Annotated in this window: 22 protein-coding genes; 12 read left to right on the top strand and 10 right to left on the bottom strand. The window is 62.3% G+C overall.

The genetic code is table 11. The features are described from left to right. A partial coding sequence (locus JW929_13155) for a transposase (protein MBN1440349.1) occupies positions 1-225 on the bottom strand: 225 nt, incomplete at its 3' end. Between the two features lie 634 nt (positions 226-859). Here JW929_13155 and JW929_13160 point away from each other — a divergent pair. Further along, positions 860-1,228 (top strand): hypothetical protein, encoded by a 369-nt coding sequence (locus tag JW929_13160; GenBank protein MBN1440350.1) that lies wholly within the window; start codon positions 860-862, stop codon positions 1,226-1,228. Between the two features lie 222 nt (positions 1,229-1,450). On the opposite strand, the gene JW929_13165 is transcribed toward JW929_13160, so the two are convergent. The 9 genes from JW929_13165 to JW929_13205 all read right to left on the bottom strand — a co-directional run bounded on the left by JW929_13165 (position 1,451) and on the right by JW929_13205 (position 12,292). Further along, complete coding sequence (locus JW929_13165) at positions 1,451-2,044, bottom strand: DUF3592 domain-containing protein (GenBank protein MBN1440351.1); 594 nt, start codon at positions 2,042-2,044, stop codon at positions 1,451-1,453. Between the two features lie 346 nt (positions 2,045-2,390). Continuing rightward, a complete protein-coding gene (locus tag JW929_13170) occupies positions 2,391-3,374 on the bottom strand; it encodes a hypothetical protein (protein MBN1440352.1) in 984 nt (327 codons plus the stop codon). Further along, complete coding sequence (locus JW929_13175) at positions 3,358-4,434, bottom strand: ABC transporter permease (GenBank protein ID MBN1440353.1); 1,077 nt, start codon at positions 4,432-4,434, stop codon at positions 3,358-3,360. The genes JW929_13170 and JW929_13175 overlap by 17 nt, the downstream gene beginning before the upstream one ends. Next, positions 4,431-5,945: a sugar ABC transporter ATP-binding protein gene (locus JW929_13180; GenBank protein MBN1440354.1), complete on the bottom strand. Its 1,515-nt coding sequence runs from the start codon at positions 5,943-5,945 to the stop codon at positions 4,431-4,433. Before JW929_13180 ends, JW929_13175 begins: the two co-directional genes overlap by 4 nt. Positions 5,946-6,090: 145 nt before the next feature. Further along, complete coding sequence (locus JW929_13185) at positions 6,091-7,116, bottom strand: ABC transporter substrate-binding protein (GenBank protein ID MBN1440355.1); 1,026 nt, start codon at positions 7,114-7,116, stop codon at positions 6,091-6,093. A 316-nt stretch (positions 7,117-7,432) separates the two neighbouring features. Then, complete coding sequence (locus JW929_13190; protein ID MBN1440356.1) at positions 7,433-8,437, bottom strand: ABC transporter substrate-binding protein; 1,005 nt, start codon at positions 8,435-8,437, stop codon at positions 7,433-7,435. Positions 8,438-8,454: 17 nt separating this feature from the next. Then, positions 8,455-10,020, bottom strand: coding sequence for a sensor histidine kinase (locus JW929_13195; protein MBN1440357.1), 1,566 nt, complete (start codon positions 10,018-10,020; stop codon positions 8,455-8,457). A 41-nt stretch (positions 10,021-10,061) separates the two neighbouring features. Beyond that, complete coding sequence (locus JW929_13200; protein MBN1440358.1) at positions 10,062-11,657, bottom strand: response regulator; 1,596 nt, start codon at positions 11,655-11,657, stop codon at positions 10,062-10,064. A gap of 257 nt (positions 11,658-11,914) precedes the next feature. Then, entirely contained in the window at positions 11,915-12,292 is a 378-nt protein-coding gene (locus tag JW929_13205) for a hypothetical protein (GenBank protein ID MBN1440359.1), read from the bottom strand. Between the two features lie 148 nt (positions 12,293-12,440). Between JW929_13205 and JW929_13210 the strand changes: the two genes are divergently transcribed. The 11 genes from JW929_13210 to JW929_13260 all read left to right on the top strand — a co-directional run. Beyond that, complete coding sequence (locus tag JW929_13210) at positions 12,441-12,860, top strand: PD40 domain-containing protein (GenBank protein ID MBN1440360.1); 420 nt, start codon at positions 12,441-12,443, stop codon at positions 12,858-12,860. A gap of 163 nt (positions 12,861-13,023) precedes the next feature. Further along, positions 13,024-13,740: a hypothetical protein gene (locus tag JW929_13215; protein ID MBN1440361.1), complete on the top strand. Its 717-nt coding sequence runs from the start codon at positions 13,024-13,026 to the stop codon at positions 13,738-13,740. A gap of 76 nt (positions 13,741-13,816) precedes the next feature. Further along, positions 13,817-15,100, top strand: a complete 1,284-nt coding sequence (gene eno, locus JW929_13220) for a phosphopyruvate hydratase (GenBank protein ID MBN1440362.1) — start codon at positions 13,817-13,819, stop codon at positions 15,098-15,100. Positions 15,101-15,213: 113 nt separating this feature from the next. Then, complete coding sequence (locus JW929_13225) at positions 15,214-15,384, top strand: hypothetical protein (GenBank protein MBN1440363.1); 171 nt, start codon at positions 15,214-15,216, stop codon at positions 15,382-15,384. A gap of 215 nt (positions 15,385-15,599) precedes the next feature. Next, positions 15,600-16,070, top strand: coding sequence for a hypothetical protein (locus JW929_13230; protein ID MBN1440364.1), 471 nt, complete (start codon positions 15,600-15,602; stop codon positions 16,068-16,070). Between the two features lie 204 nt (positions 16,071-16,274). Continuing rightward, positions 16,275-17,765 carry an inorganic diphosphatase gene (locus JW929_13235; protein MBN1440365.1) on the top strand — a complete coding sequence of 497 codons (1,491 nt, stop codon included), beginning with the start codon at positions 16,275-16,277 and terminating at the stop codon, positions 17,763-17,765. Positions 17,766-17,768: 3 nt separating this feature from the next. Further along, complete coding sequence (locus tag JW929_13240) at positions 17,769-18,386, top strand: histidine phosphatase family protein (GenBank protein MBN1440366.1); 618 nt, start codon at positions 17,769-17,771, stop codon at positions 18,384-18,386. Positions 18,387-18,428: 42 nt separating this feature from the next. Beyond that, positions 18,429-18,908, top strand: a complete 480-nt coding sequence (locus JW929_13245; protein ID MBN1440367.1) for a HEAT repeat domain-containing protein — start codon at positions 18,429-18,431, stop codon at positions 18,906-18,908. Between the two features lies 1 nt (position 18,909). Further along, positions 18,910-19,284: a fluoride efflux transporter CrcB gene (crcB, locus tag JW929_13250; GenBank protein ID MBN1440368.1), complete on the top strand. Its 375-nt coding sequence runs from the start codon at positions 18,910-18,912 to the stop codon at positions 19,282-19,284. Between the two features lie 22 nt (positions 19,285-19,306). Beyond that, complete coding sequence (locus tag JW929_13255; GenBank protein ID MBN1440369.1) at positions 19,307-20,563, top strand: DUF190 domain-containing protein; 1,257 nt, start codon at positions 19,307-19,309, stop codon at positions 20,561-20,563. Between the two features lie 593 nt (positions 20,564-21,156). Next, a partial coding sequence (locus tag JW929_13260) for an IS66 family transposase (protein MBN1440370.1) occupies positions 21,157-22,191 on the top strand: 1,035 nt, incomplete at its 3' end.

The following is a 22,191-nucleotide window of genomic DNA, read 5'->3' on the forward strand; positions in this document are numbered from 1 at the left end:
AATGGCTCCGAGCCGAGTAAAAACGGTTTTCTGCTTGAAGCCGTTGGCCTGGCCGCGGCGCTCTGGTGTTCGTTGGTAAGGTTCCGCCTGCAAGTACTGCTGTCGTTCCGCTAGCATAGCGTTGTCGATCAGGATCCGGATCAGCTTCGGAATGAATTCCAGCCCTTGCTCGATCAGTTTTACCTGCACGTCCTCGGGTATTGTACAATCGGGTTGGTAGGTCATGGTGCCATCCTTTCGTTGGTTTCGTCACCCGAAAGAATACACCAGACCTACCGTTTTTATATCCTGAGTGATTTTACAGAAAGAAGATTACACTAACGAAATAGCATACGTACCCCTTCCTATTCCGGACTTCTTTTCCTCATTGGATCAGTGGCGATCTTAGGTTCGAAAATAACCTTCCTGATCGATATCTTGTAGAAAAAAACAACTCAATATCGTCAGGTTCATTTGACTGCATCTCAAAATTTGCAGATCATAATGTAATATTTCGATGGTTTTTTATCGCATGGTTCTTTCGAATTGAAGATCGAATGGCCAGCCTCAGACGGCCGGCCAAACGGTCCAAGGTAGTGGTTTTGAGATTCCGGATGAAAGCGGCCCAACAATGGTTCGAATAAGGGATCTTCCGTATTCTATGGATGTATTTCTGAATGGTTCGTTTACTCTATGTAACGCCCGATTTGAGGAGTTCACCCCGGATCCGCTCGGCTCCCCAAATACGATTTTCCCGGACCATTCGGCGAAGAATGCCAAGGATTTTTAGAGATCACCGTGGTTTCTTACGCCAATTCCTCGATGCATAACGCCAGAATAGACGAAAAAGACCGCGATGCCAACGGAGGAGCGTATCCGGTTGAATGATGTGAAGAGCCTGGGCCCAGAACTTGGTGCGGCGATCCAAAAGAACAAAGCGAATCCGGTCCTTCTGGGTCAGCCGCGGCCGTTTCACTTGTCGGCGGAGAAGGATTACTTGCTGACGCAGGATGGCATTTTCCACCGGCAAGTCGGCTTTGCTTCGGGATACATCCGCAAGGGCGTCCAAGGCCAGTGTGACGGTGGTTGGTTTCACCCATCCCTTGATCTGATGGTGAAGCCAATTAGCAAATCAAACCCGGAACGGACAGGGGGAAGAGATTATTCAGTATCCGGATATGGCGAGTTTGTGATCAAAACGGATGATAATTCAGGAAGAGCAGAATACCATAATTTCGGCTACTATTAGGCCGGATGAGTGAAGCAGCCAGCACAGGGGGATCCGGGGCTCCCTCCGGGGCGTCCGGCACCGCCGAAAAACCATTCGGATGCATGGCGGGGCGGGAATCATGAGCCAAGCGCCGGTCCGATAAAGCATCCTTCGGGATCCGTGTCGGCCGCCGAATTTCATGCGGCTGTCGTCCGGCGGCGCACAGGCATGGGGAACGGTATCCGGAGGGAGGGTTTCGACCTACGGCCCGGGGAGCGCCGACGCTCCGGGAGCGGGCTCTTCCGCATGCCGGTGGGCGGAGCCCGCTGGAGGTTTCCCCTTCCGCATGCCGTGCAGCGCAATGACCGCCAGCGCCGAACCGATCCCGGCCGCGTACAGGAGGAGAAATCCGACCGCCTCCAGATTGTCCGCGGTTTTTTCCGGATCCAATACGGAGAGCTCCGGATTCGCGGGATCGTAATACACGATGATGGTCGCCCCCGCCGGATACAAGTAGTTGTACAAGGTGGCGTCCTTCCGGACCGGAAACCCGTCGGAGGCGAAAGACACACGCTGGGATACATACGACCGGTCTCCCGCTTGAAAAGTGTAACGAATCCGGTATCGGTACGTGGTGAACGGCACCAGGCGGTACCCCGCGGTTTCGGAATACACCTCGGATATCTGAATTCTCCCGGTCGTGGTTTTCCAATTATGGACGTTTGTGAAGAAAGTCCCGCGGATTTGGTTCCACTCGTTGTGGTATTCGTGCAGGTTTGCGAGCACCACCCATCCCAGGAAGACCGCCCCAACGGAGAGCGTCAGGAAAAACAGGAGTCGATTTTTGACATTCATGCCCGGCATGCAACGGCTCTGCGGTTCGAAGGTGTCGTCGAATTCTTGCGTCGGGTATTGGCGCAAGCGACGGCCATAATAATCACATTGCACCCGGCGCGCAAGAGGCCGTTCTTCACGCCGTGCGGGCGTCCCGGCACGAGGTGCCGTCCGGAATATCCGGTCGGGGCGGCGCTTGGTCGTCATTTGCCCCGGCGGCAAATGATCGGATAGGGGAACGGTGGGATTCCGGGATCCGCCCCTCCTCTTCATGGCCGACGAAGAGGCGGGGCGGATCGCCAAGGAGAAGAAGGAGGAGCCGAACCGTCAACCTCGAGCCGAAACCGCAGGCCGGTCCGCAATCGGCCTACGGGTTTTTCCTGCCCCGGAGATAGAACAGGCTTTGGATTCCGATGAAGATCAGCGTAAGCACGCCCACACTCATGCGCGTCCACCACGAGCTCAGCGTGCCGTTGAACTGGAGGATGGAGACTATTGTTCCGTTGATCATCACCCCGAACAGCGTGCCGAAGAGGTTGCCCACCCCGCCGGTCAGCAGGGTTCCGCCGATCACCGCGGAGGCGATGGCATCGAGCTCCATGCCGGTGGCGAACTGCCCGTAGCCGGCCAGGAGCGAAATGCTGAACACGATCCCCGCCAGGGCGGAGCACAGGCCGCTGAAGACGTAGACGCTGATCTTCGTCCGGGCCACCGGCAGCCCCATGAGCAGCGCGGATTGCTCGTTGTTCCCGATCGCGTACACCGTCCGCCCGAACCGCGTGTAGTTGGCCAGGAAGAAGGCCGCCAGGAGCATGGCCGGCGCCACGAGGGTGGGGATGTAGACGTACGCGTCGGGGATGAAGGGGATTCGCAGCGGGGTGAGCGCCAGGTATTTGTAGAATCCGTCGGTGATGGTGACCGATCGCAGGCTGATGATGTACGCCATGCCGCGCGCGAAGAACAGCCCCATCAGCGTGGCGATGAACGGCTGGACCTTCAGGAAATGGATGATCGATCCCAGAGCGCCGCCGAAGGCGATCCCCATGACGATCATCAGCGGGATTACGATCGCCGGGCTGACGCCCGCCCGCAGGAGGGCGGCGGAGGCCGTTGTGGTGAGCGCCAGCACGCCGCCCACCGAGAGGTCGATTCCCCCGGCGATGATCACGAGGGTCATGCCGATCGACACCAGGAGCAGGCTGCCGTTGTTGATGAACAGGTTGAAAAACACCTGCGGCTGCTGCATGGCCGGGTACATCCGGCCGCCGATGAAGTAGGCCAGCAGGAACGTCGCGATGACGATGACGAGAGTCCCGTTTTTCACAAGGAAGGTGCTAATTCGCCGGGCCACGTTGCCCTCCTTTCCGGCCGAACATTCTGTCCGTCAGCCGTTTGGCGATGTCCGAGTACAGGAGGATGACGATCATCACCAGCACCGCCTTGGCCGCCAGCAGGGCGTTGGCCGGGACTCCCAGCGTGTACACGGTGAGCGTAAACGTCCAAATTACCAGGGCGCCGATGACGCTGGCCAGCAGGGAGAACCGGCCGCCCGTCATCAGCGTGCCCCCCATCACGACGGCCAGGATCGCGTCCAGCTCGTAATTCAGCCCGTTGTTGTTCCCGTCCGCGCTGTGGACGTAGGAGCTGAGAATCAGCCCCGCCACCGCGCCGCAGAAGCCGCAGAAGGCGTACGCCAGCAGCTTGACGTTTTTTTCGTCGATCCCGCTGTAGAACGAGGCTTTGGAATTGATCCCCACGGATTCGATGAACATCCCGATTGACGTCTTGCGGACCAGCAGCCACGCCAGGAAGAACACCAGCGCCACGATGTAGATCGACACCGGCAGCCCCAGGATGTACCCGTTGCCGAACCAGAAGTAGGGCGTGTAATAGATCGTCATGATCTGCCCGTTGGTGATGAGTTGGGCGATGCCGCGGCCGGCCACCATGAGGATCAGCGTGGCGACGATCGGCTGAATCCTCACCCGCGACACCAGGAAACCGTTCCACAACCCGCACAGGGTGCCGGCCGCGAGGTTTGCCAGGAGGATGAGCGGCAGGGGGGTGTTGGTGGCGTCCTGGGTGAGGATGGCGTTCGAGATCAGCTCGTTGCCCAGGGCCGGGTTGATCAGCACCGCGCCTATGGCGGCCGAAATGGCGATTACGGCTCCCACCGACAGGTCCACGCCGCCGGTGGCGATCACCAGGGTCATCCCGATGGCCACCAGCGCCAGGGGGGCGCCGTTGTTCAGGACGTCGACCAGGTTGCCGTACAGGTGCCCGTCCTGGATGCCGATCTTGAAAAAGGAAGGAGCGTAGAACGCGTCGAACAGGAGAATCAGCGCGAGGGCCGCCAGGGGCAGGACGAGGCGGTTTCCTTGGATTCGGTCGAGCAGGGAGGTTTTGTTCATAAGCTGCCTTCCATGGTCTTCATCAAGATCTGCTCGTTCGTGTCGCCCGGCAGTTCCGCCGCCTTCTTGTGATCGCGCATGACAACGATCCGGTTGCTCGTGCGCATGACCTCCTCCAGTTCGGAGGAAATGAACAGGCAGGATTTGCCCTCGCGGGCGAGGTCCACAACCAGCTTCTGGATTTCTGCTTTGGCGCCCACGTCGATTCCCCGCGTGGGCTCGTCCAGGATGAGCACGTGCGGATCGGTCGCCAGCCAACGGGCCAGGATCAGCTTCTGCTGGTTTCCGCCGCTCAGGTTTTTCGCCAGTTGCTCCGGCGACGGCGTGACGATCCCCAGCAGTTCGATGAACCGCTTCGCGATCTCGTTCTGCTTTTGGGGGCTGAGGAATTTCCACCAGCCGTAGCGGGCCTGCAGGGCCAGGACGACGTTCTCGCGGATGGTGAGATCCCCGATGATGCCTTCGGCTTTCCGGTCCTCCGGGCACAGGGCGATGCCGTGCTTGATCGATTCCAGCGGCGAGAAACGCTCCACCGTCTTTCCCCGCATCGTTACGGTCCCGTGGTCGGGCGTTTCGATGCCGAAGATCAGGTTGGCGATCTCGGTCCTTCCGGAGCCCAGCAGGCCGGCGATCCCCACGACCTCGGAGGCCAGCAATTCCAGGTCCATAGGCTCGAGCGACCCTTTCCGCCCGAGGTCCTTCGCGGCGAGCAGGCTATCCTTCTTTTCCTCCGCCGCGCGTTGTTCCTTGGTTTTCGAGACCGCCTCCAAATCGGTGATGTTGCGCCCCAGCATCTTGGCGACCAGCTGGAGCCGCGGAAGGGTTTTGGCCTCGTAGGTGCCCACCAGCTGCCCGTTGCGGAGGACCGTGATGCGGTCCGCCACTTGGTAGACCTGGTCGATGAAATGGCTGATGAAGACGATGCCGATCCCTTCGCGCTTCAGTTTGCGCATCACGTCGAAGAGCAGGTTGGTTTCGTTGACGTCCAGGCTGGACGTGGGTTCGTCGAGGATCAGGATTTTCGCGGAGGCGATTTCCAGCGAGCGCGCGATCGACACCATCTGCTGGACGGCGATGGAATAATTCCCCAGCGGCCGGGTAACGTCGATATCGATGTCGAGGCGCTTCAGCGCCTCGCGGGCCCGGTTTTCCATCGCGCCCCAATCGACCAGACCGAAGCGGAGGGGCTCACGCCCCAGCAGGATGTTTTCCGCCACGGTCAGGTTGGTGCACAGGTTCACCTCCTGAAAGACCGTGCTGATGCCCAGCTCCTGGGAGTGTTGCGGGGAATGCACTGCCACGAGCCTGTTGCGGAGTTCGATCGTTCCGGCATCGGGGTGTTCGACCCCGGTCAGGACCTTGATCAAGGTGGATTTCCCGGCGCCGTTCTCGCCCATCAACGCGTGGATTTCCCCCCGCCGGAGCGAAAAATCCACGGAATCCAGCGCCGTCACGCCGGGAAACGACTTGGAAATGTTGCTCATGCGGAGAAGCTCTGCCTGGTTTTCCATAGGGGCGCCCGGCCTTCGTCCGGGGTGTCTGAGCGCGGTCCGCTCTCCGTAGTCCCGGGACGGGGAAGCGCCACGTGCGCCGCTTCCCCGTCCCGGGTGTTGCCTAAAACGACCTCCCAGGTGATCGCATTAATGCAACCTCGTTCTAGTACTGGCGGGAGGGCAGAAGTTCGGCGGCGTTTTCCGGATAGTACACGGTCTCGTTGGTGAGGATTTCACGCTCCACCGGTTCGCCGTTCATGAGCTTCAGCGCGATCTCGAAGACCTGCGGCCCGAGGAGCGGATTGCATTCCACGTCCGCCTGGAACCAGCCGTCGATCATCGCCTGGAAGCCGCCGCGCGTGCCGTCCACGGAGACGATGAACAGGTCGCCCGGCTGGACGCCCGCGGCCTTGAGCGCCTCGATGGCCCCGATTCCCATGTCGTCGTTGTGGATGAAGATGCCCTGGAAGTCGGTTCCGGCTTGGTACTTCTTCAGGAACGCCTGCATCACGGGCAGAGCCTCGGCCCGGGTGAAGTTGCCGGTCTGCGAGTCGAGGATCGTGATGTTGGCGTTGAGCTCGGCGCGGAAGCCCCGGGCGCGGCCTTCCGCCGCACCGGAGCCCGTGGTGCCGGAGAGCTCGAGGATCGACGCGCCGTCCGGGAATTTCTTGTTGAACTCGGCGGCGGCCCGCTCGCCTTCCAGCGCCATGTCGGAGCCGATGTGCACGGCGTACAGGGAAGGATCGGCGCTGACGCTGCGGTCGACGATGATCACCGGGATGCCGGCATTCTTGGCTTCGGTGAGCACCGCGTCCCAGCCGTCTTCCACGACGGGCGGCAGCGCGATAACGTCCACCTTCTGCTGGATGCAGGCGCGCATGGCGGAGATCTGGTTCTCCTGCTTCTGCTGCGCGTCGGAGAAGATCAATTGCTTGATGCCGAGTTCCTTGGCGGTGTCCTTGATCGAGGCGCTGTTGGCGGTCCGCCAGTCGCTCTCGGCGCCGAGCTGCGGGTAGCACAGGGTCATGTCGGCGTAGGTTTTCTTGGCGGGAGCCGAGGTTTCGGCGGCCGCGGATTCGGTGGTCGGAACGGCCGCCGCCGAGGTGGCGGTCGCCGCCTGGCCGCAGGAGGCCAGCAGGCCGACGGCCAGCAGCACGAGGACGAACACTGCAACCTTCGAAGCCTTCATTTTGTTCTCTCCTTTTCTTTGGGTGGACCGGATGATCCGTGCGGGGAGGGCGCATCTCTCCTGGGAAAGGGTGCCGCATCCCTCTGTCCCTACACTACCGGAAGGCCCCGGCCGGAGAAATGGTTTTCCTTGCGGAATGGGTTAAGAAATTCTTCGGATTACCGGCCCGGGGATTGCGGAAGCTCCAAACGGGGAATTTTATTTTCCGGAAGTTAAATTTTCTTCCGTACCGCCCCCTCGGACGAAAAAAGCGGCGCCAGGAGGCGCCGCGGTTGCGATCTCGGGGATTGGCGATGGAACGCCGGAGAATTCGACGCTAATATTTTCTCGTGGGCAGGATGTCCAGCGCGTTTTCCGGATAAAATACACCTTCTTTGGAAGGAAGCCATTTCGGCACGGATTCGCCGTTGACGACCTTCAGCGCGACTTCCAGGAACGTCGGCCCCAGCAGCGGATTGCATTCGATGGTGGCGTTCAATTTTCCGTCGATCATCGCCAGAAACGCGCCGCGGGCGGCGTCGATCGACACGATCTTGATGTCGATTCCCGGACGCAGCCCATACGCTTCGATCGCCTTGATCGCCCCCAGCGCCATATCGTCGTTGTGGGCGAACAGGGCGGTGATCTCCCGGCCGTGCTTCTGCAGGAAGGTTTCCATCACCTCTCCGCCCTTGGCGAGGATGAAGTCGCCGGAGGCCGAATCGATGATCTCCATCCCCGGATAATCCTTGAGCACCTCGCGGAAGCCCTTGTAGCGATCGTTGGCCGGCGCGGATCCGATCGTCCCCACCAACTCCACGATTTTCGCCTTCCCGCCCGTAACCTTGGCCATCGCCCGGGCGGCGTTGCGGCCCTCCTCCAGAAAGTCGGACCCCAGGAGCGTGACGTAGAGATCGTCCGGCACCGCGGCGCGCCGGTCCACCAGAATGATGGGGATCCCGGCGGATTTGGCCTGCTGGAAGACTTCCAGCCAGCCGGTTTCGACCACCGGCGGTACGCCGATGACGTCCACCTTCTGGACGATGAAGGACCGGATCGCCCGAATCTGGTTTTCCTGCTTTTGTTGCGCGTCCGAAAACTTCAGCTCGACGCCCAGTTCCGCGGCCGCCTCCTTGACCGATGCCGTGTTGGCGGCTCGCCATTCGCTTTCCGCCCCGATCTGGGCGTAGCCGACGACGATGTCCTGGTACGTCTTCCGGGCGGCCGTGCACTCCGCCGTCGACGGACTTCCGGAGCCCGCCGGCGAGGCCGATCCGCACCCGCCGAGCGCGGCAGCGCACCAGAACACGGCCGCTATCCGGAGCTGCTTTCGGATATTCATGGCGCCCTTCCCTCCCGTCATCCGCCGGCCAGCTGGTCGTCCGGGACCGTCGGGATGACCAGCCGCACGCGCGTCCCCGCCCCGAATTCGCTTTCGATGGTGAGGCCGTATTGCTTTCCGTAATAGAGCTTGATGCGCTTGTTCACGTTGCCGATTCCGAAGCCGCTTTCCATCCGGATGTCCCCCGTGTCCGCCGCCAGCTCCTCGCGCACCTGGGCCAGCTTGGCCGGCGTGAAGCCGATGCCGTCGTCCTCCACCTCGAACACGACCTCGTCGCCGCCGTTCCGCCTCGCCCGCAGGACGATGGTCCCCCCTTGGCGCTTGTTCTTCACCCCGTGGTACAGGGCGTTTTCCACCAGGGGCTGCAGGACCAGCTTCAGGACCGTGTTCTTAAGAACCTGCTCCTCGGCTTCGATCCGGTAATCGAGGATGTCACGGTAGCGGATCTTCTGGATCGTCAGATAGCTCCGGGTTCGCTCGATCTCCTCCCTCACCGTGATCCAGTCCTGGCCTTTGCTGAGACTGATGCGGAAAAAATTCGACAGCGCGCTGACGATCTCGATCACCTGGTCGTTCTTTTTGGCCTCCGCCATCCAGATGATCGTATCCAGGGTGTTGTAGAGAAAATGCGGATTGATCTGCGCCTGCAGCGCCCGCAGTTCGGCCTTCTTCAGGTTTTTCTGTTCCTTGATCTTGGAATCCAGCAGCTCGCGGATCTTGCCGATCATGATGTTGAAGCTCATCCCCATTTCGGTGATCTCGTCGACGTTGTCGTGGGTCACCAGGGCCTGCAGGTCCTGCTTGGTGATGGTGGAGGTCACGTCATGCAGTTTGCGGATGGGCCGGTAGATGCTTCCGGAGATCCCCCACGCGGCCAGGACGGAAAAGACCACCGACCCGACCAGCAGGACGACGTAGGAAATCTCCCACTGGATGAACCCCTCGCGCATCTGTTCGTACTGCAGGTTTGTCCGCTGCACTTCGAAGAGGACGTAATCCTGGACTCCCGCGTCAAGGACCGAGGTGATGAAGCGGATGTTTTCCAGCGCGGCCTCGTTTTCCGCGGCGGTGCTTTTTCCCTCGATCTGGCGGCCCATGGCGTCCACGGACTGGGTGAGCGTCTGCAGGGTTCGCAGAATGACGTCAAGCTTGAGCTTCGCCTTGGGGGAAGTGGTGTTCACCTTCATTTGCTGCACCTTGGCCACCGCGTCGTCGATGATCCGGTACTGGCTGCCCTCGCTGAAACTCTTCGAGCCGGTGACGATCTTCCAGATTTCGGCGTCGATCGCCGGCTTGATCGTCCCGCTGATGCTGTTGGCCGTGGTGATGTTGGTGATGATCGAATCGTACTGCCGGGTGTAATTCAACATCTGCAGCATCAGCAGGATGTTGGTCGCGCCCATCAGCACGATGACGATCGACAGCGAGAGCAGGATCTTCATCCGGATCGAGAGGTGGATCCCCGCCGCCCCCCGGAGGGCGCGCTTGCATGCGTCGAGGACCGTCCGCGCGGACGCGCGGAACGGCGCCCCGGCCGGAGCGGGGGCGGAGGGGGAACCGTATGCCTGCGGTTTTGCCGTCATCGCTGTCTGCCTCCGTCGGCCGCGTCTCCCGCGGCGACCGGCTAGCCTCCGGATTCCGGGCCGGCTTTCCGGGGCCGGTTCCGGTATTCCTTCGGCGAGAGCCCGGTCTTCTTTTTAAAGACGGAACTGAAGTAGTGCGGATCGGCGTATCCGACCTGATAGGCGATCGCGGAGGAGGATTGCGCGGTGGAGCGCAGCAATTCCTTGGCTTTCCTCACCCGGATGTTGGTGATGTACTCCTTGAAGGTCTGGGAAGTCACCTGCCCGAAGAGGGTGCTGAAGTGGCTCGGACTGTGGTTGATGTGGGCCGCCACTTCGCCGAGCGAGAGGGCGGGGTTGGAGAAATGCCGATCGATGTATTCCTTGGCCTGCTCGATCGCCCCGGTCTGGGGGAACAGCACGCTCCTCCCGCGGAATTCCAATCCGCTGGACAGGATCCGGCGGATGCAATCGCGGATTTGGTCGACCGTGCGGATGTGCGCCAGGACCGTCTCGATGTTGCGGAATTCCGGAAGCAGCTGGCCGGCGTCGCCGCCCAGATTGATCACGAACCGGGCGGTGGTCAGCAGGACTTCCATGAACAGGTACACCCGGACGATGTAGGATTTCACCGCCGTCGCGGCGAGCGGCCGGATGCAGGTCTCGAAAAACGGATCGAAATCCTCCTGGGCGCCGCTCTTCAGGTACTCCTCCACCGCGGGCTTTTCCGCGCACAGCCATTCCGACCGATCCAGGGCGCCCTCGGGATCGGCGGCGCGGGATTGCTCCTGGATGTGCAGGACGGCTTCGATGAACGACCGGGACAACTCGCCGAGCTGCTTTTCGGGCGACCCGCAGCCGATGACCAGCCGGCACTCGCTGCCGGGTACCAGCTGCCGGATGCGGTCCGTGATCCGCGCGCGGTCCGCCTCGATAATCTCGCGGGTGTTGGCCTTGAATATCAGCACCAGCTCTTCCCAATCCTTTTTCAGCAGGAAGACGTCCGGGTCGCCTTCGACTACGGATTGGATGACGCGGTGGACCGTTTCATACCGGGGGTATTCGAACTGCTGCCGCGGGTCGTTGAGTTCGATCCGCGCCACGGCGACCAGGTACCAGCGGGCGGTCAGGTTGAGGCCCAGGAGCCGGCTTTGATCCGCCACCTCGGCCGGGGATACGGCGCCCACGACGATTTTCAGCAGCAGCCGCTCCCGCAGGGCGGCCTGGTTCTGTTCGATCTGCCCCCACAGCAGTTCCAGGCTTTCGTGCTCCTTGATTTCCTGTTCAAGCTGGGCGGCGAGCCGCTGCAGCACCTGGTGCAGGTCGCGCGCGCTGACGGGCTTGAGCAGGTATTCCGCGACTCCCAGCTTGATCGCCCGCTGGGCGTATTCGAACTCGTCGTGCCCGCTGAGGATGACGATCTTCACCGCGGGCATCCGCTCGCGGACGATCCGGCTGAGTTCCAGGCCGTCCATGAAGGGCATCTTGATGTCGGTGATCAGCACGTCCGGTTTGGCGGCCTGCAGCAGGGGCAAAGCCGCCTCGCCGTCGGGGGCGTCTCCGCAGAACACGAAGCCGTCCGCCTCCCAGCTTACGTTGTCGCGGATGTTCTCCCGGGTGACGACTTCGTCCTCCACGAGAAACACTCTGTAAGGCATGACGGTCCTTGCCTTTCCGGCGGGATGGGCTCCTTTTCAGCCGGAATGTCCGCCGCCGGAACCCGGATCGGGCCGGCGGGGGCGGATCGGGAACGCGCCGTTTGTTCGCAAACGGGGATTCGGGGCGACGCCGGGCCGGGCGCGGGCGGGGGAATCGATTTCGACGCGGCGCCGAAAAATGCGATTCGGGTGCATTGCCCGGGATTGTAATATCCGGCAATACGCTGTCAAGGCCGTTTCAGACCCGGGCCGGAGCCTCACGCCGCCGGATGTTGCGGATCTCGCCGTTCGCCGGCTCCCGGGAGGCGTGCGGCGTCGAGGCGCTGGGCTAACTCGCCGGCCACAGCCCCGACGACCTCGATCTCCCGCGCCGTCCACTCCCCATCCTTCCAGACGACCTGGATGGATCCTCTCGGTTTTCCGGACGCCGGCAACGGCACCCGCAAGGCGTTGCCGAGCGGAAGGAGGAGCGATTCTTCCAGCGGTGAAACCTTCCCGCGGTCGAAGGAAACCCCGATGATCCGACCGCTCCCGGCCGTTCCCCGTTCCGAGCCGGGCGGTTCGAAAATCCTTTTTTCGATTTGGATTATTCGACCGTCGACACCGTCGATCCGGACGGCGGGAATTTGCGGCAAATAATGGATTATCCGGCGGATTATCAATGGTTTCGGGGCGGGAAGCAAATCGGGCTTGTCTGCAAGGATTCATCCAGCACCGCGATCATCCGCATGAACGGCGACGGGAGCGAAGCTGCGGTGACCGCCAAGCTGAAGGCTTGGCCTTATGAAGCCTGCTGCGCGTGGTCTCCGGACGGGGAAAAAAATAATCTATTACTCCAGCACCGGATACGACAACTACCCGGTCATCCCCTATCTCCACATCATGAACTCGGACGGAAGCGTAAAGCGGCGCCTTACGGACGGCGTCGATCAGAACCGGGACCCCGACTGGTCGCCGGACGGAACCCGGATCGCCTTTGTCACGGAATACCTTGGCGACATATTCCTCGCCGATCCCGACGGCCGCAGCCTGCAGCGGCTGACCGGCGGCAAAGCGCGGGCGACATGGTCCCCGCTGGCCGGCTTTCTCGGACTGGTTCCATTGCCGCCGCTCTACCGGCTGTTGCTGGCCGGAACGCTTCTATGCTACGTGGTCCTGACCCAGGCGATGAAAACCCGGTTTATCCGGAGGTTCCCGGACTGATCCGGCCGGTTTCCCAAGAGAATCCATCGCCGGAGGCGGGAATTGGTATAATGCCCGCGGCGATGAGGCTCGCCGGGTCCCTGCGGGACCGATCCGCCGAGAAGCATTTCGGATGACAGTCTCTGCCGCGGTGTGTAATCCGGGTAGGGACTTTTTTTCCCGCATGGCAGAAACCAAGCTCACCCCTTTCAGCTATTTCGATCTCCTGGACGCCTGCGCGCTTCCCGGCTGCCCGGTTTGCCGGCTGGAGGCGAAGATCGTGGGCGGCTACCTCGATGTCATGCTGTACGAAAACGTCAACGACCCGGACGCCCAGGCCGCGCTTCGCCGCTCAAAGGGATACTGCCATGCGCATTCCTGGCTGCTGACGAAGATAAGCGCCAGCCCGGCGCTCGGCGTCGCCATCCTTTACCGCCAGGCGGCCCAGGAAGTGCTGGAGACACTCGGCTCGCCCAAGAACGGTGAATCGCCGCCGGGGGATGTCCGGATCCGTCGCAAGTCCGCGGGCGTTTTCGATGACATCCTCGGCCGGCTGAATCCCAAGGCACAATGTCCCGCATGCGCCCACCGGGATAAGATGATCGAATTCATCCTGAAGACGATGCTGGAAGCGCTGGACCGGGTGGACGACCGAATGCAGTCCGCGCTCTCGGCTTCCGGCGGGTTGTGTCTGCCGCACTTGCGGCGCGCGCTGGAAATGTCCAAAAGTCAGACCACATCCGATTTCCTGCGGCGGCAGGCGGGCGAGAAGCTGTCCGCGCTGATCGGGGAATTGAACGAGTTCATCCGGAAGAATGACTATCGCTTTGCCGGTGAGGGTATGGGAAAAGAAGGCGACAGCTGGCGGCGGATCCTGGCCTGGATGGCAGGGGAGCAATGAACGCCGGTCCGCAACCGCACATTTCCATGGAGCCTCAGGAAAGAGAAGAAATAATTCATCAACCTCAGGAGGAAACATGAAGTCAACGATCCAAAAAATTTTCGCGCGGGAAATTCTCGACTCGCGCGGCAACCCGACCGTGGAAGTGGAAGTGACGCTGGAGGGCGGGGCGCAAGCCCGCGCGGCGGTTCCCTCCGGCGCATCGACCGGGGTGCATGAGGCGCTGGAAATGCGCGACGGCGACAAGGCCCGCTACGGCGGCAAAGGCGTGGTGCAGGCCGCCGCCCACGTCAACCACGAGATCGCCGCGAAACTCGCCGGGATGGACGCGATGGACCAGAAGGCGGTCGATCAGGCGATGCTCGACCTGGACGGCTCGCCCAATAAGAGCAAGCTGGGGGCGAACGCGATCCTCGGCGTCAGCCTGGCGGTCGCCCGGGCGGCGGCGGCCGCGGCGGGCAAGCCGCTGTACCGCCACCTGGGGGGCGACTCGGCCAACCTGCTGCCGGTGCCGATGTTCAACATCCTCAACGGCGGCGTGCACGCCAACTGGCAGGGGACCGACCTGCAGGAGTTCATGATCGCCCCGGTGGGAGCGCCAAACTTCCGGGAGGCTTTGCGCTGGGGAAGCGAGGTCTATCATGCGCTGAAAGGCGTCCTCAAGAGCCAAGGGCACACCGTCGGTGTGGGCGACGAGGGCGGCTTCGCCCCGGCGCTCAAGACCAACGCCGCGGCGGTGGAAGTGATCCTGCAGGCGATCGAGAAAGCCGGTTACAAACCAGGCGGACAGATCGCGCTGGCGCTCGACCCGGCTTCGAGCGGGTTCTACGAGGACGGCTTGTACAACCTGCGGACCGAAAACCGCAAGGTTACCTCGGCCCAGATGGTCGAGCTCTATAAGGATTGGTCGGCCAAGTACCCGCTGGCCGTTCTCGAGGACGGCCTGGCGGAGGACGATTGGGACGGGTGGAAGCTGCTCAATCAGACGATCGGCGGGAAGGTCGAGCTGGTCGGCGACGACCTGTTCGTCACCAACGTCGAACGCATCGCGCGCGGGATCAGGGAAAACGCCGCCAACGCGGTGCTGATCAAGCTCAACCAGATCGGGACGCTCACCGAAACCATCGCCGCGATCGACATGGCCAAGAAGGCGGGTTGGGGCGCGATGGTCTCCCACCGCAGCGGCGAGACGATCGACAGCTTCATCGCCGATCTGACCGTGGCGATGGGAACCGGCCACCTGAAAACCGGCGCGCCCTGCCGCGGCGAGCGCGTCGAAAAGTACAACCAGCTGATGCGGATCGAGGAGGAACTCGGCGCCAAGGCGGTCTACGCCGGGCGCAAAGCGTTTGTCCGGTAGGGCGTGGAATCTTCGCCGGGGTTCAGGCGCCCAAGCGCCTGAACCCCGTTGCGATTCGCCGTAGGCGGCAGGCGGCCGGCCGTGGAACCATCGATGCACTCGGACGGATCCAAATGAGGTCCGGAAAACATGCTTTCCACGGCAGCCCGTGCCACTCCGCAAAGGGCCGCGGAGGGGAAGAATCCTCCGCGGCCCCGATTTTTTCCCACGATCTGAAATTCGACCAGGTCGTCGACGCCGTGACGGCGGGATACAGGGAATACGATCTGAAACCCTTCTTCTAAGCCGCCTGGAACGGCGCGGACGCCGTCCACTATCGGCGGGAGGTCATGCGGGATTTGGAGGATGGGCCGTTGGCGGGTGCGGGCCGCGCGTCCGCTCGCCGAAGAATCCCGGCGCGGCGGCATCTTGCCCTGACAAAGGAGCTCTCCAACCGCTATTCCGGGAAGGAGGGTTCCTGGAGGCGGCGCTTTCGTATTGCAGCGCGGTGGCCGGCTAGATGGAAAACCTGCCCAGCGGCGGATACCGGCCGCGCGGCTTTTCCTCCTTCGCCCGCATGTTCGGGCAAATGCATCACCTCGCCGCGCTCGGTTGCCCCATGCCGGGCCGAAGCGCCAAGCTGTTCCTGTTCGACAGGATTTTCAACCACTGCGAGCGCGAGGAGAGCGTGAAGAGCCTGCGAGGCAAACTGCAGGATGGCCTCGAACGGGCCCGGCGGATACTGGAAGGGATGGTCCCGGACAGCATCGTCATCATGAACAAAATCTTCACGATGAGGCCGTGTTCCTGCGGGCGGTCCGGAAATCCGGCGGCAGGCGGACCTTCAAACTGGTCGAGGGCGAGCCTCGACAGACGAGTCACGGCGCGGACATCTACAACTCGATGTTCCCCGGTGAGCGCGGCGGCGGAACGGTCAAATCCGGCGTTGAGCGGGAAGAAGGCCGGAGGAATAATCTTGACGAAAGGATGATTACTCATTACCATTCATTTTGAGCGATGAGGCTCGCTCGGGAAGAAACCGCCGCTTGCGGCTGATAGCCTCTGTCGGTGACTCCGGTCACAGGGCAGAGGTTTTTTTTCGCCACCCGCCCGGTTCGCGCGGCAACCGGCGCCAGGCCGGCATGGCGCCGGGAATTGCCTTGAAGGAATGAAGGAATAATGAAGGATCGGGAACATGACGGATCAGGATGAGTTCCTCTTCGACGTCCGGATCGATGAACCGGGACGCGACTGCAATCTCTACGAATACGACATGGAGCTGGAGGCCTGGCGGCTGAATACCGTCTATCGGCCCGAACGGCGGGCGCCGGTCGACCGCGCGGTCGTCCTGCAGACCGGCACGGAATCGCTCCCCGCAGTTGAAGCGTGGCTCGTTGCCTCCCATTCGCCGTTCCCGGAATGCGTCGTAAAAGCGCGTCCGGTCGGCTTGTTGGAGATCCGCTCCGAAGGCGGAAAGGATTCCTTCGTCGTCGCCGTTCCTGCCGCGGACGAAGCCCTGGCCGGGGTGGATTCGCCGGACAGCCTGCCGTCCGCCCTCCGCCGGGAAATCGACGCTTTTCTAAGGATGGAATACCCGGACGGCGGCGCCGAGTGGATCTGGAACGGTCCCGATCGTGCGGCGGCCGCGATCCATGAAGCCCGGCAGGCCGCGCGCCTGGACCGGGCCCGCTCCCGACCGGCCGGCGGCGCAACCGCCAACTGGAAACCCCTGGGAGCGCTCGCGGCGGGCGCCCGACGCCGTTCCGACACCGAGCCGCATACCGACGCGGAGTACGCGTACCTTCGACTTCCCCGTCGCTTCCAGCATTACGTCGACGAATACCTCACCCGCGGCGAACGCATTCTCTTCGCCGTCAACCGCCCGGCGATGAAGAGCGCGGTCCGGCGCGGTCTTTCGTCCCCCCGGCTCCAGGAGGGAATCCTGATTATCACCGATCAGCAACTGGCTATGGTCACGGAAATTCTTCCGCCCGGTGAATCCAACATCCGCTACGGGTATATCGTATCCTCCGGCGTTCCCGAGCGGATCGGTTCAATCGCCGTCCGGAGCCGCAACGATCACGCTTTTCTCGAAATCGTCTGGAACGCCCGGGGAGGCAGCCAGCAGACCGCCTGGGAGTTCCCGGGAGAAGCCGCGGAGGAATTGGCGGAAGGCGCGGGGGTCGTCCGCGCCTGGCAGCCGGTGGCGGAGGACACGCGGCTGCGCCGCGCGTACGGCCCGGAACCGGCGGAAATGGAATTGACCGATCCCGCCGCCAATGACCCCGAGGAGATGAAGAAAGTTGCGGATCGTATGGAGCGGGGGTTGGCGGAACGGATTCGGGCCGGGGAGCGGGTTCTGGCGCGCGCACTGCTTCCCGGCTGGGCCAACCGGCATAAAACCGCGCGCGTTTTTTCTGTGACCGACCGCCGCGTCCTGGTCGTTCCGGACCCGTCAGGGGGTTTTAAACGGATTGACGAATTCGCCGTCGATTCCATCACCTCCGTCGAATTCTCCTCATCCATACTGAGTTCCTGGCTGGCGATCAACTTCCTCAACGGCGGTAAAACGCAGCGATACGAGATCGATATACCGAACACGGCTGCGAGTTTCCAGGTGTGTTTCACTTCCCTGCGGCAGCAAATGACCGCCGTCCCCATCGTCGATGTTGTCCCGATCGAGTGATCCATGACCCGCGTCCTGCTGATCCGCCACGGCCAGACCGAATGGAACCGCGTGGACCGCTTCCGCGGCCGGGCGGATGTGCCGTTGAACAAAGCCGGCCTGCACCAAGCCGCGGCGACGGCCGAACGCGTCTCTTCGGAGTGGAAACCGGCGGCCGTCTACTCGAGTCCGCTCTCGCGGTCGATGGGAACCGCCAAGGCGGTCGCCGATCGATGCGGTTTGCCCGTGGAGATATGCCGCGGACTCGGCGACATCGACTATGGCCGGTGGCAGGGATTGACGGTTGCGGAGGCCCGCTCGCGCTGGCCGGCGGACGTGGACGCCTGGTTCGCCGAACCGCACCGCGCGCGCATCCCCGGCGGCGAATCGGTTGCGGCGGTGCGCGCGCGGGCGACCCAGGCGGTGCGCCGGGCCGCCTGCTCCCATCCGGATCAAACGATCGTCCTTGTCAGCCATGTCGTCGTAATCCGGACGATCCTTTTGGACGCCCTCAACGCAACTTGGGACCGTTTCTGGAAAATCGGCCAGGAAAATTGCGCCGTCAATGTATTGGACGTCGACGACACGGACATCCGCGTCGATTCCTTGAACGACACCTGTCACCTGAGCGGCGCGGGGTAGGAGGTGATCCGTTATTGCCCGCATTGCTGGAAGGAAATACCCATGCAAGCCGCGCGTTGCCCGCATTGCGGCGGGACGGCCGACGATGAAAACCTGCCTTTCGCGGACCGGCTGATCCTTTCGCTCCGTCACCCGGAGCCCACGCGCGCGGGCCTGGCGATCGACATCCTGGCGAAAAACCTGCGTGAGCGCAGGGCGGTGCCGCCGATGATCGAGCTCCTGCGTACGACCGGGGACTTCTCCGTTCAGCGCCAAGCCGCCGAGGGTTTGGGGATCCTGGGAGACCGCAAGGCCGTCCCGGCGCTGATCGATCTTCTGGAAAATCCAACGGCGTCTTTGACGGCTCGCCGCGAGGCCGCCTTAGCATTGGGAAGGCTCGGGGGAAAAGCGGCGGCCGCCGCATTGCGCCGGGCATGTTCCGACAAGCGCGAATCCATAGCCGAAGCGGCCGAAGAGGCTTTCCGCGGCCCGGCAAACAACCGGAAAGCGCCCCGCCGCCGAAAGGGAAATCGTGGAAAATAGCTTGCAGAATTTTTTGGTTATCGGCGTGGGCGCCTTTCTCGGGGCGAACCTGCGCTACCGGTTGAGCGGCTGGGCCGCCGGGAAGTGGGGAACGTCGTTTCCCCACGGGACCTTGATCATCAATGTCAGCGGGAGCTTCCTGCTCGGCGTGTTCCTGGCATTGACCACCGAACGGATCCTCGTCGATCCGCGCTGGCGATTGTTCTTTGCGGTCGGATTCCTGGGCGCGTATACCACTTTCTCGACGTATACTTACGAAAGCGTGCAAATGATCCTCGACGGCAACTGGGGGCTCGGACTGCTGAACCTTTTGGGCAGCAACGCGCTGGGCATTCTCGCCGCGGCCGCCGGCATCGCGCTCGGCCGGCGGGTGTAACGGGTAATCATCAGGAGGAGTCATGCGCATCGTCGGACCGGGAAAGCGATTGACGGTGTATTTCGGCGAAACGGATCAGTGGCAGGGGCGGGCCCTGTATAAGGTGCTGCTGGAGACCCTGAAACGGGAAGGGATCGCCGGCGCCACCGTGACGCGGGCGGTGGCGGGGTTCGGCGCCCACTCGCGGATCCGGACCGCCTCGATTGAATCGCTGTCCACGGACCTGCCGATGATTCTGGAGGCGGTCGACCGCCCCGGGACGATCGAAAAAGCGCTGTCGGTGATCGGGCCGATGATCCGCGAGGGATTGATCACCGTCGAGGACTTGTCCATCGAGCGATACACCCACAGGCATTTGCATCCGATTCCCGGAGACCGGCCGGTGCGCGAGGTAATGACGGCCGACGTGGTGGCAGTCGGGCCGGAAGCGCCCATCGCGGACGTGATGGATTTGTTGATTGGACAGCGGTTCAAGTCCGTGCCGGTTGTCGATACGGAGCGGAAGGTGCTCGGGATCGTCAGCGACGGGGCGCTGATCGCCCGCGGCGGCGTGCAATACCGCCTTTCGATGGCCGAACGGCTCGACCGGGCGACCTTGGCCGGCGGCCTGGATGAACTGCGCAAATCCGGGAGCACGGCGCGCGACGTCATGCGGACGCCCGTCGTCACCATCCCGGATTCGACCTCTCTCGCGCACGCGTCCAGCCTGATGGTCAGGCAAAAGCTTCAGCGCTTGCCCGTCGTCGACAAGGACGGGCGCTTGGCGGGGATGCTGAGCCGGGTCGACGTGCTGCGCACCGTTGTGGAAAACCGGCCGCCGGCGCACGCGCCCGTCGTCCGTCCGGGTCCGGCGCAAACCGTCGGGGAGATCATGGATCCGGACGTACCGGTCGTTCCGCCTGACGCCGGCTTGGCCGACATCGTCGAGAAAATGGTTTCCTCGGACCTGAAACGGGTGATCGTCATCGACGCGGAAGGGAGAGCGGCGGGAATCATCAACGACGGCGACCTGGTGGCCCGGGTGGAGGCGGGGGCGAGGCAGGGCTTGTTGGATCGCCTGATGCGGCGATCGAAGGATGCCGAGCTTCCGAACGCCACGGCGGCGGAACTAATGACCCCGTCGGTCCTAACCGGCCCGGAAGATACGCCCGTGGCCGAGGCGATCGCGAAGATGCTGGAGCAGAAGCGCAAGCGGTTCGTCGTCGTGGACGATGCCGGCAAGCCGATCGGGATCGTCGACCGCCAGATGCTGCTGCACGCGGTTGCGGGAGGAGAATAATACACATCGAGAAGATTTATAAACGCCCGCGGGTTTCCAAAAGCCGCTGATCACCCGACGAACCCGGGTTCATTGCCATTTCGATAAACACCCCGTTTCACCGGACACAGTATCCCCTGGATGAGAAAAACCGCCGAAAGCCGAAAAAGTCTCCGCTCTTAAACCCGCCGCTTATGGCGACGGGCACACTCAAACGGCCCCAACGGGGGAGGGATTCTTCCGCTCCTCAATTCCCGTCCGCAGGCAACGAGCGGGCCGGTTCCATCCATCCCATTCCGCCCCTCCCGTGATGGCTGCCGGCTGCAGAGCGAATCCGCCATCCCGCCCCCCCGCTTCCCATGCCACGGGAAGCGGGGAAGATGGCAGGGGCAGGGCGGGACGGCGCCCGCCGCCGCGCCGGCGCGATGCTTCCGCGGCCCGTCCCGCGGCCCGGGCCGATTTCACAATCATCGCCCGGCGGCCGCTCGATGGAAAAATCTAAATCTAAAAATCCCGTAACTGCTCACCCCCGAAAAATCTGAGTCAAATGTCATATGGAAAAGGAGTCAACCGACTCTATTAATTTTTCTTGAAAATAAGGCAAAATAGTGGGGATGAACCAAAAAGGAATATTCATCCCCACCGAAACTGAAGTCCGCGCCGCCTATCACGAGGGCGAGGAGGCGGTCGTCTCGTTGTTTCAAAGGGTGACCGAAACAATCTCTCGGTTAGTGGATCGGATCCAGGCACTGGAAGACCGTTTGGAGATGAACAGCAGCAACAGCCACAAGCCGCCCTCCGGCGATATATTCGACAAACCCTCACCGAAAAGCCGGCGAAAACGTCACAAGCGGAAAAGCGGCGGTCAGCCGGGACATGCGGGGAACACCCTGGATTTGACGGCGAATCCGGATCGGATCATTTCACATGCGGTGCTGCGATGCCGACGGTGCGGGAGCGGGCTGAAAGAGGCAGCGGTCCAGGACGAGGAGAGGCGGCAGGTATTCGATATCCCGCCGGTGAAACTGGAAGTGACCGAGCACCGGGCCGAGATCAAGATCTGTCCGCATTGCGGGGCGAGGAACAAAGCGGACTTTCCGGGGGATGTGTCGCAAACGGTCGGATATGGGCCGGAATTCAAAGCCCGGGTTGCCTATCTCAAGGATTACCAGTTTGTGGCCGTGGAGCGGATTTGCGAATTGATGGAGGATTTCTACGGCCATCGGCCTTCGGAGGCGATGGTGCTGGGGATCGGTCTGGAGGGTGCGGAGAAGGTGAGTGAGGTTCAGGAAGCGGTGCGCCAGTACCTGCGAGACCGGGAGCCGGTCACGCACAACGACGAGACGGGACTGCGGATCGAAGGAAAAACCAGCTGGTTGCACACCGTCAGCTCGGAATTCCTGACCTATTATGGGGTTTATGCCTGCCGGGGACGGGAGGCGATGGACGCCATGGGCATTCTCGGCTTCCGGAAGGGGATTGTGATGCATGACTGCTGGAAGCCGTACTTCACCTACACGGACGCCGTGCATGCACTCTGCAATGTCCATCTGCTGCGGGAACTGGCCTTTATCCAGGAACGGTATGGACAGGCTTGGGCGGAGAACATGATGGGGCTTTTGCTGGAGATGAAACGGTCGGCGGATAAG

It is taken from the genome of Anaerolineales bacterium (assembly GCA_016928575.1).
In the GTDB taxonomy this organism is placed as follows: Bacteria; Chloroflexota; Anaerolineae; order Anaerolineales; family RBG-16-64-43; genus JAFGKK01.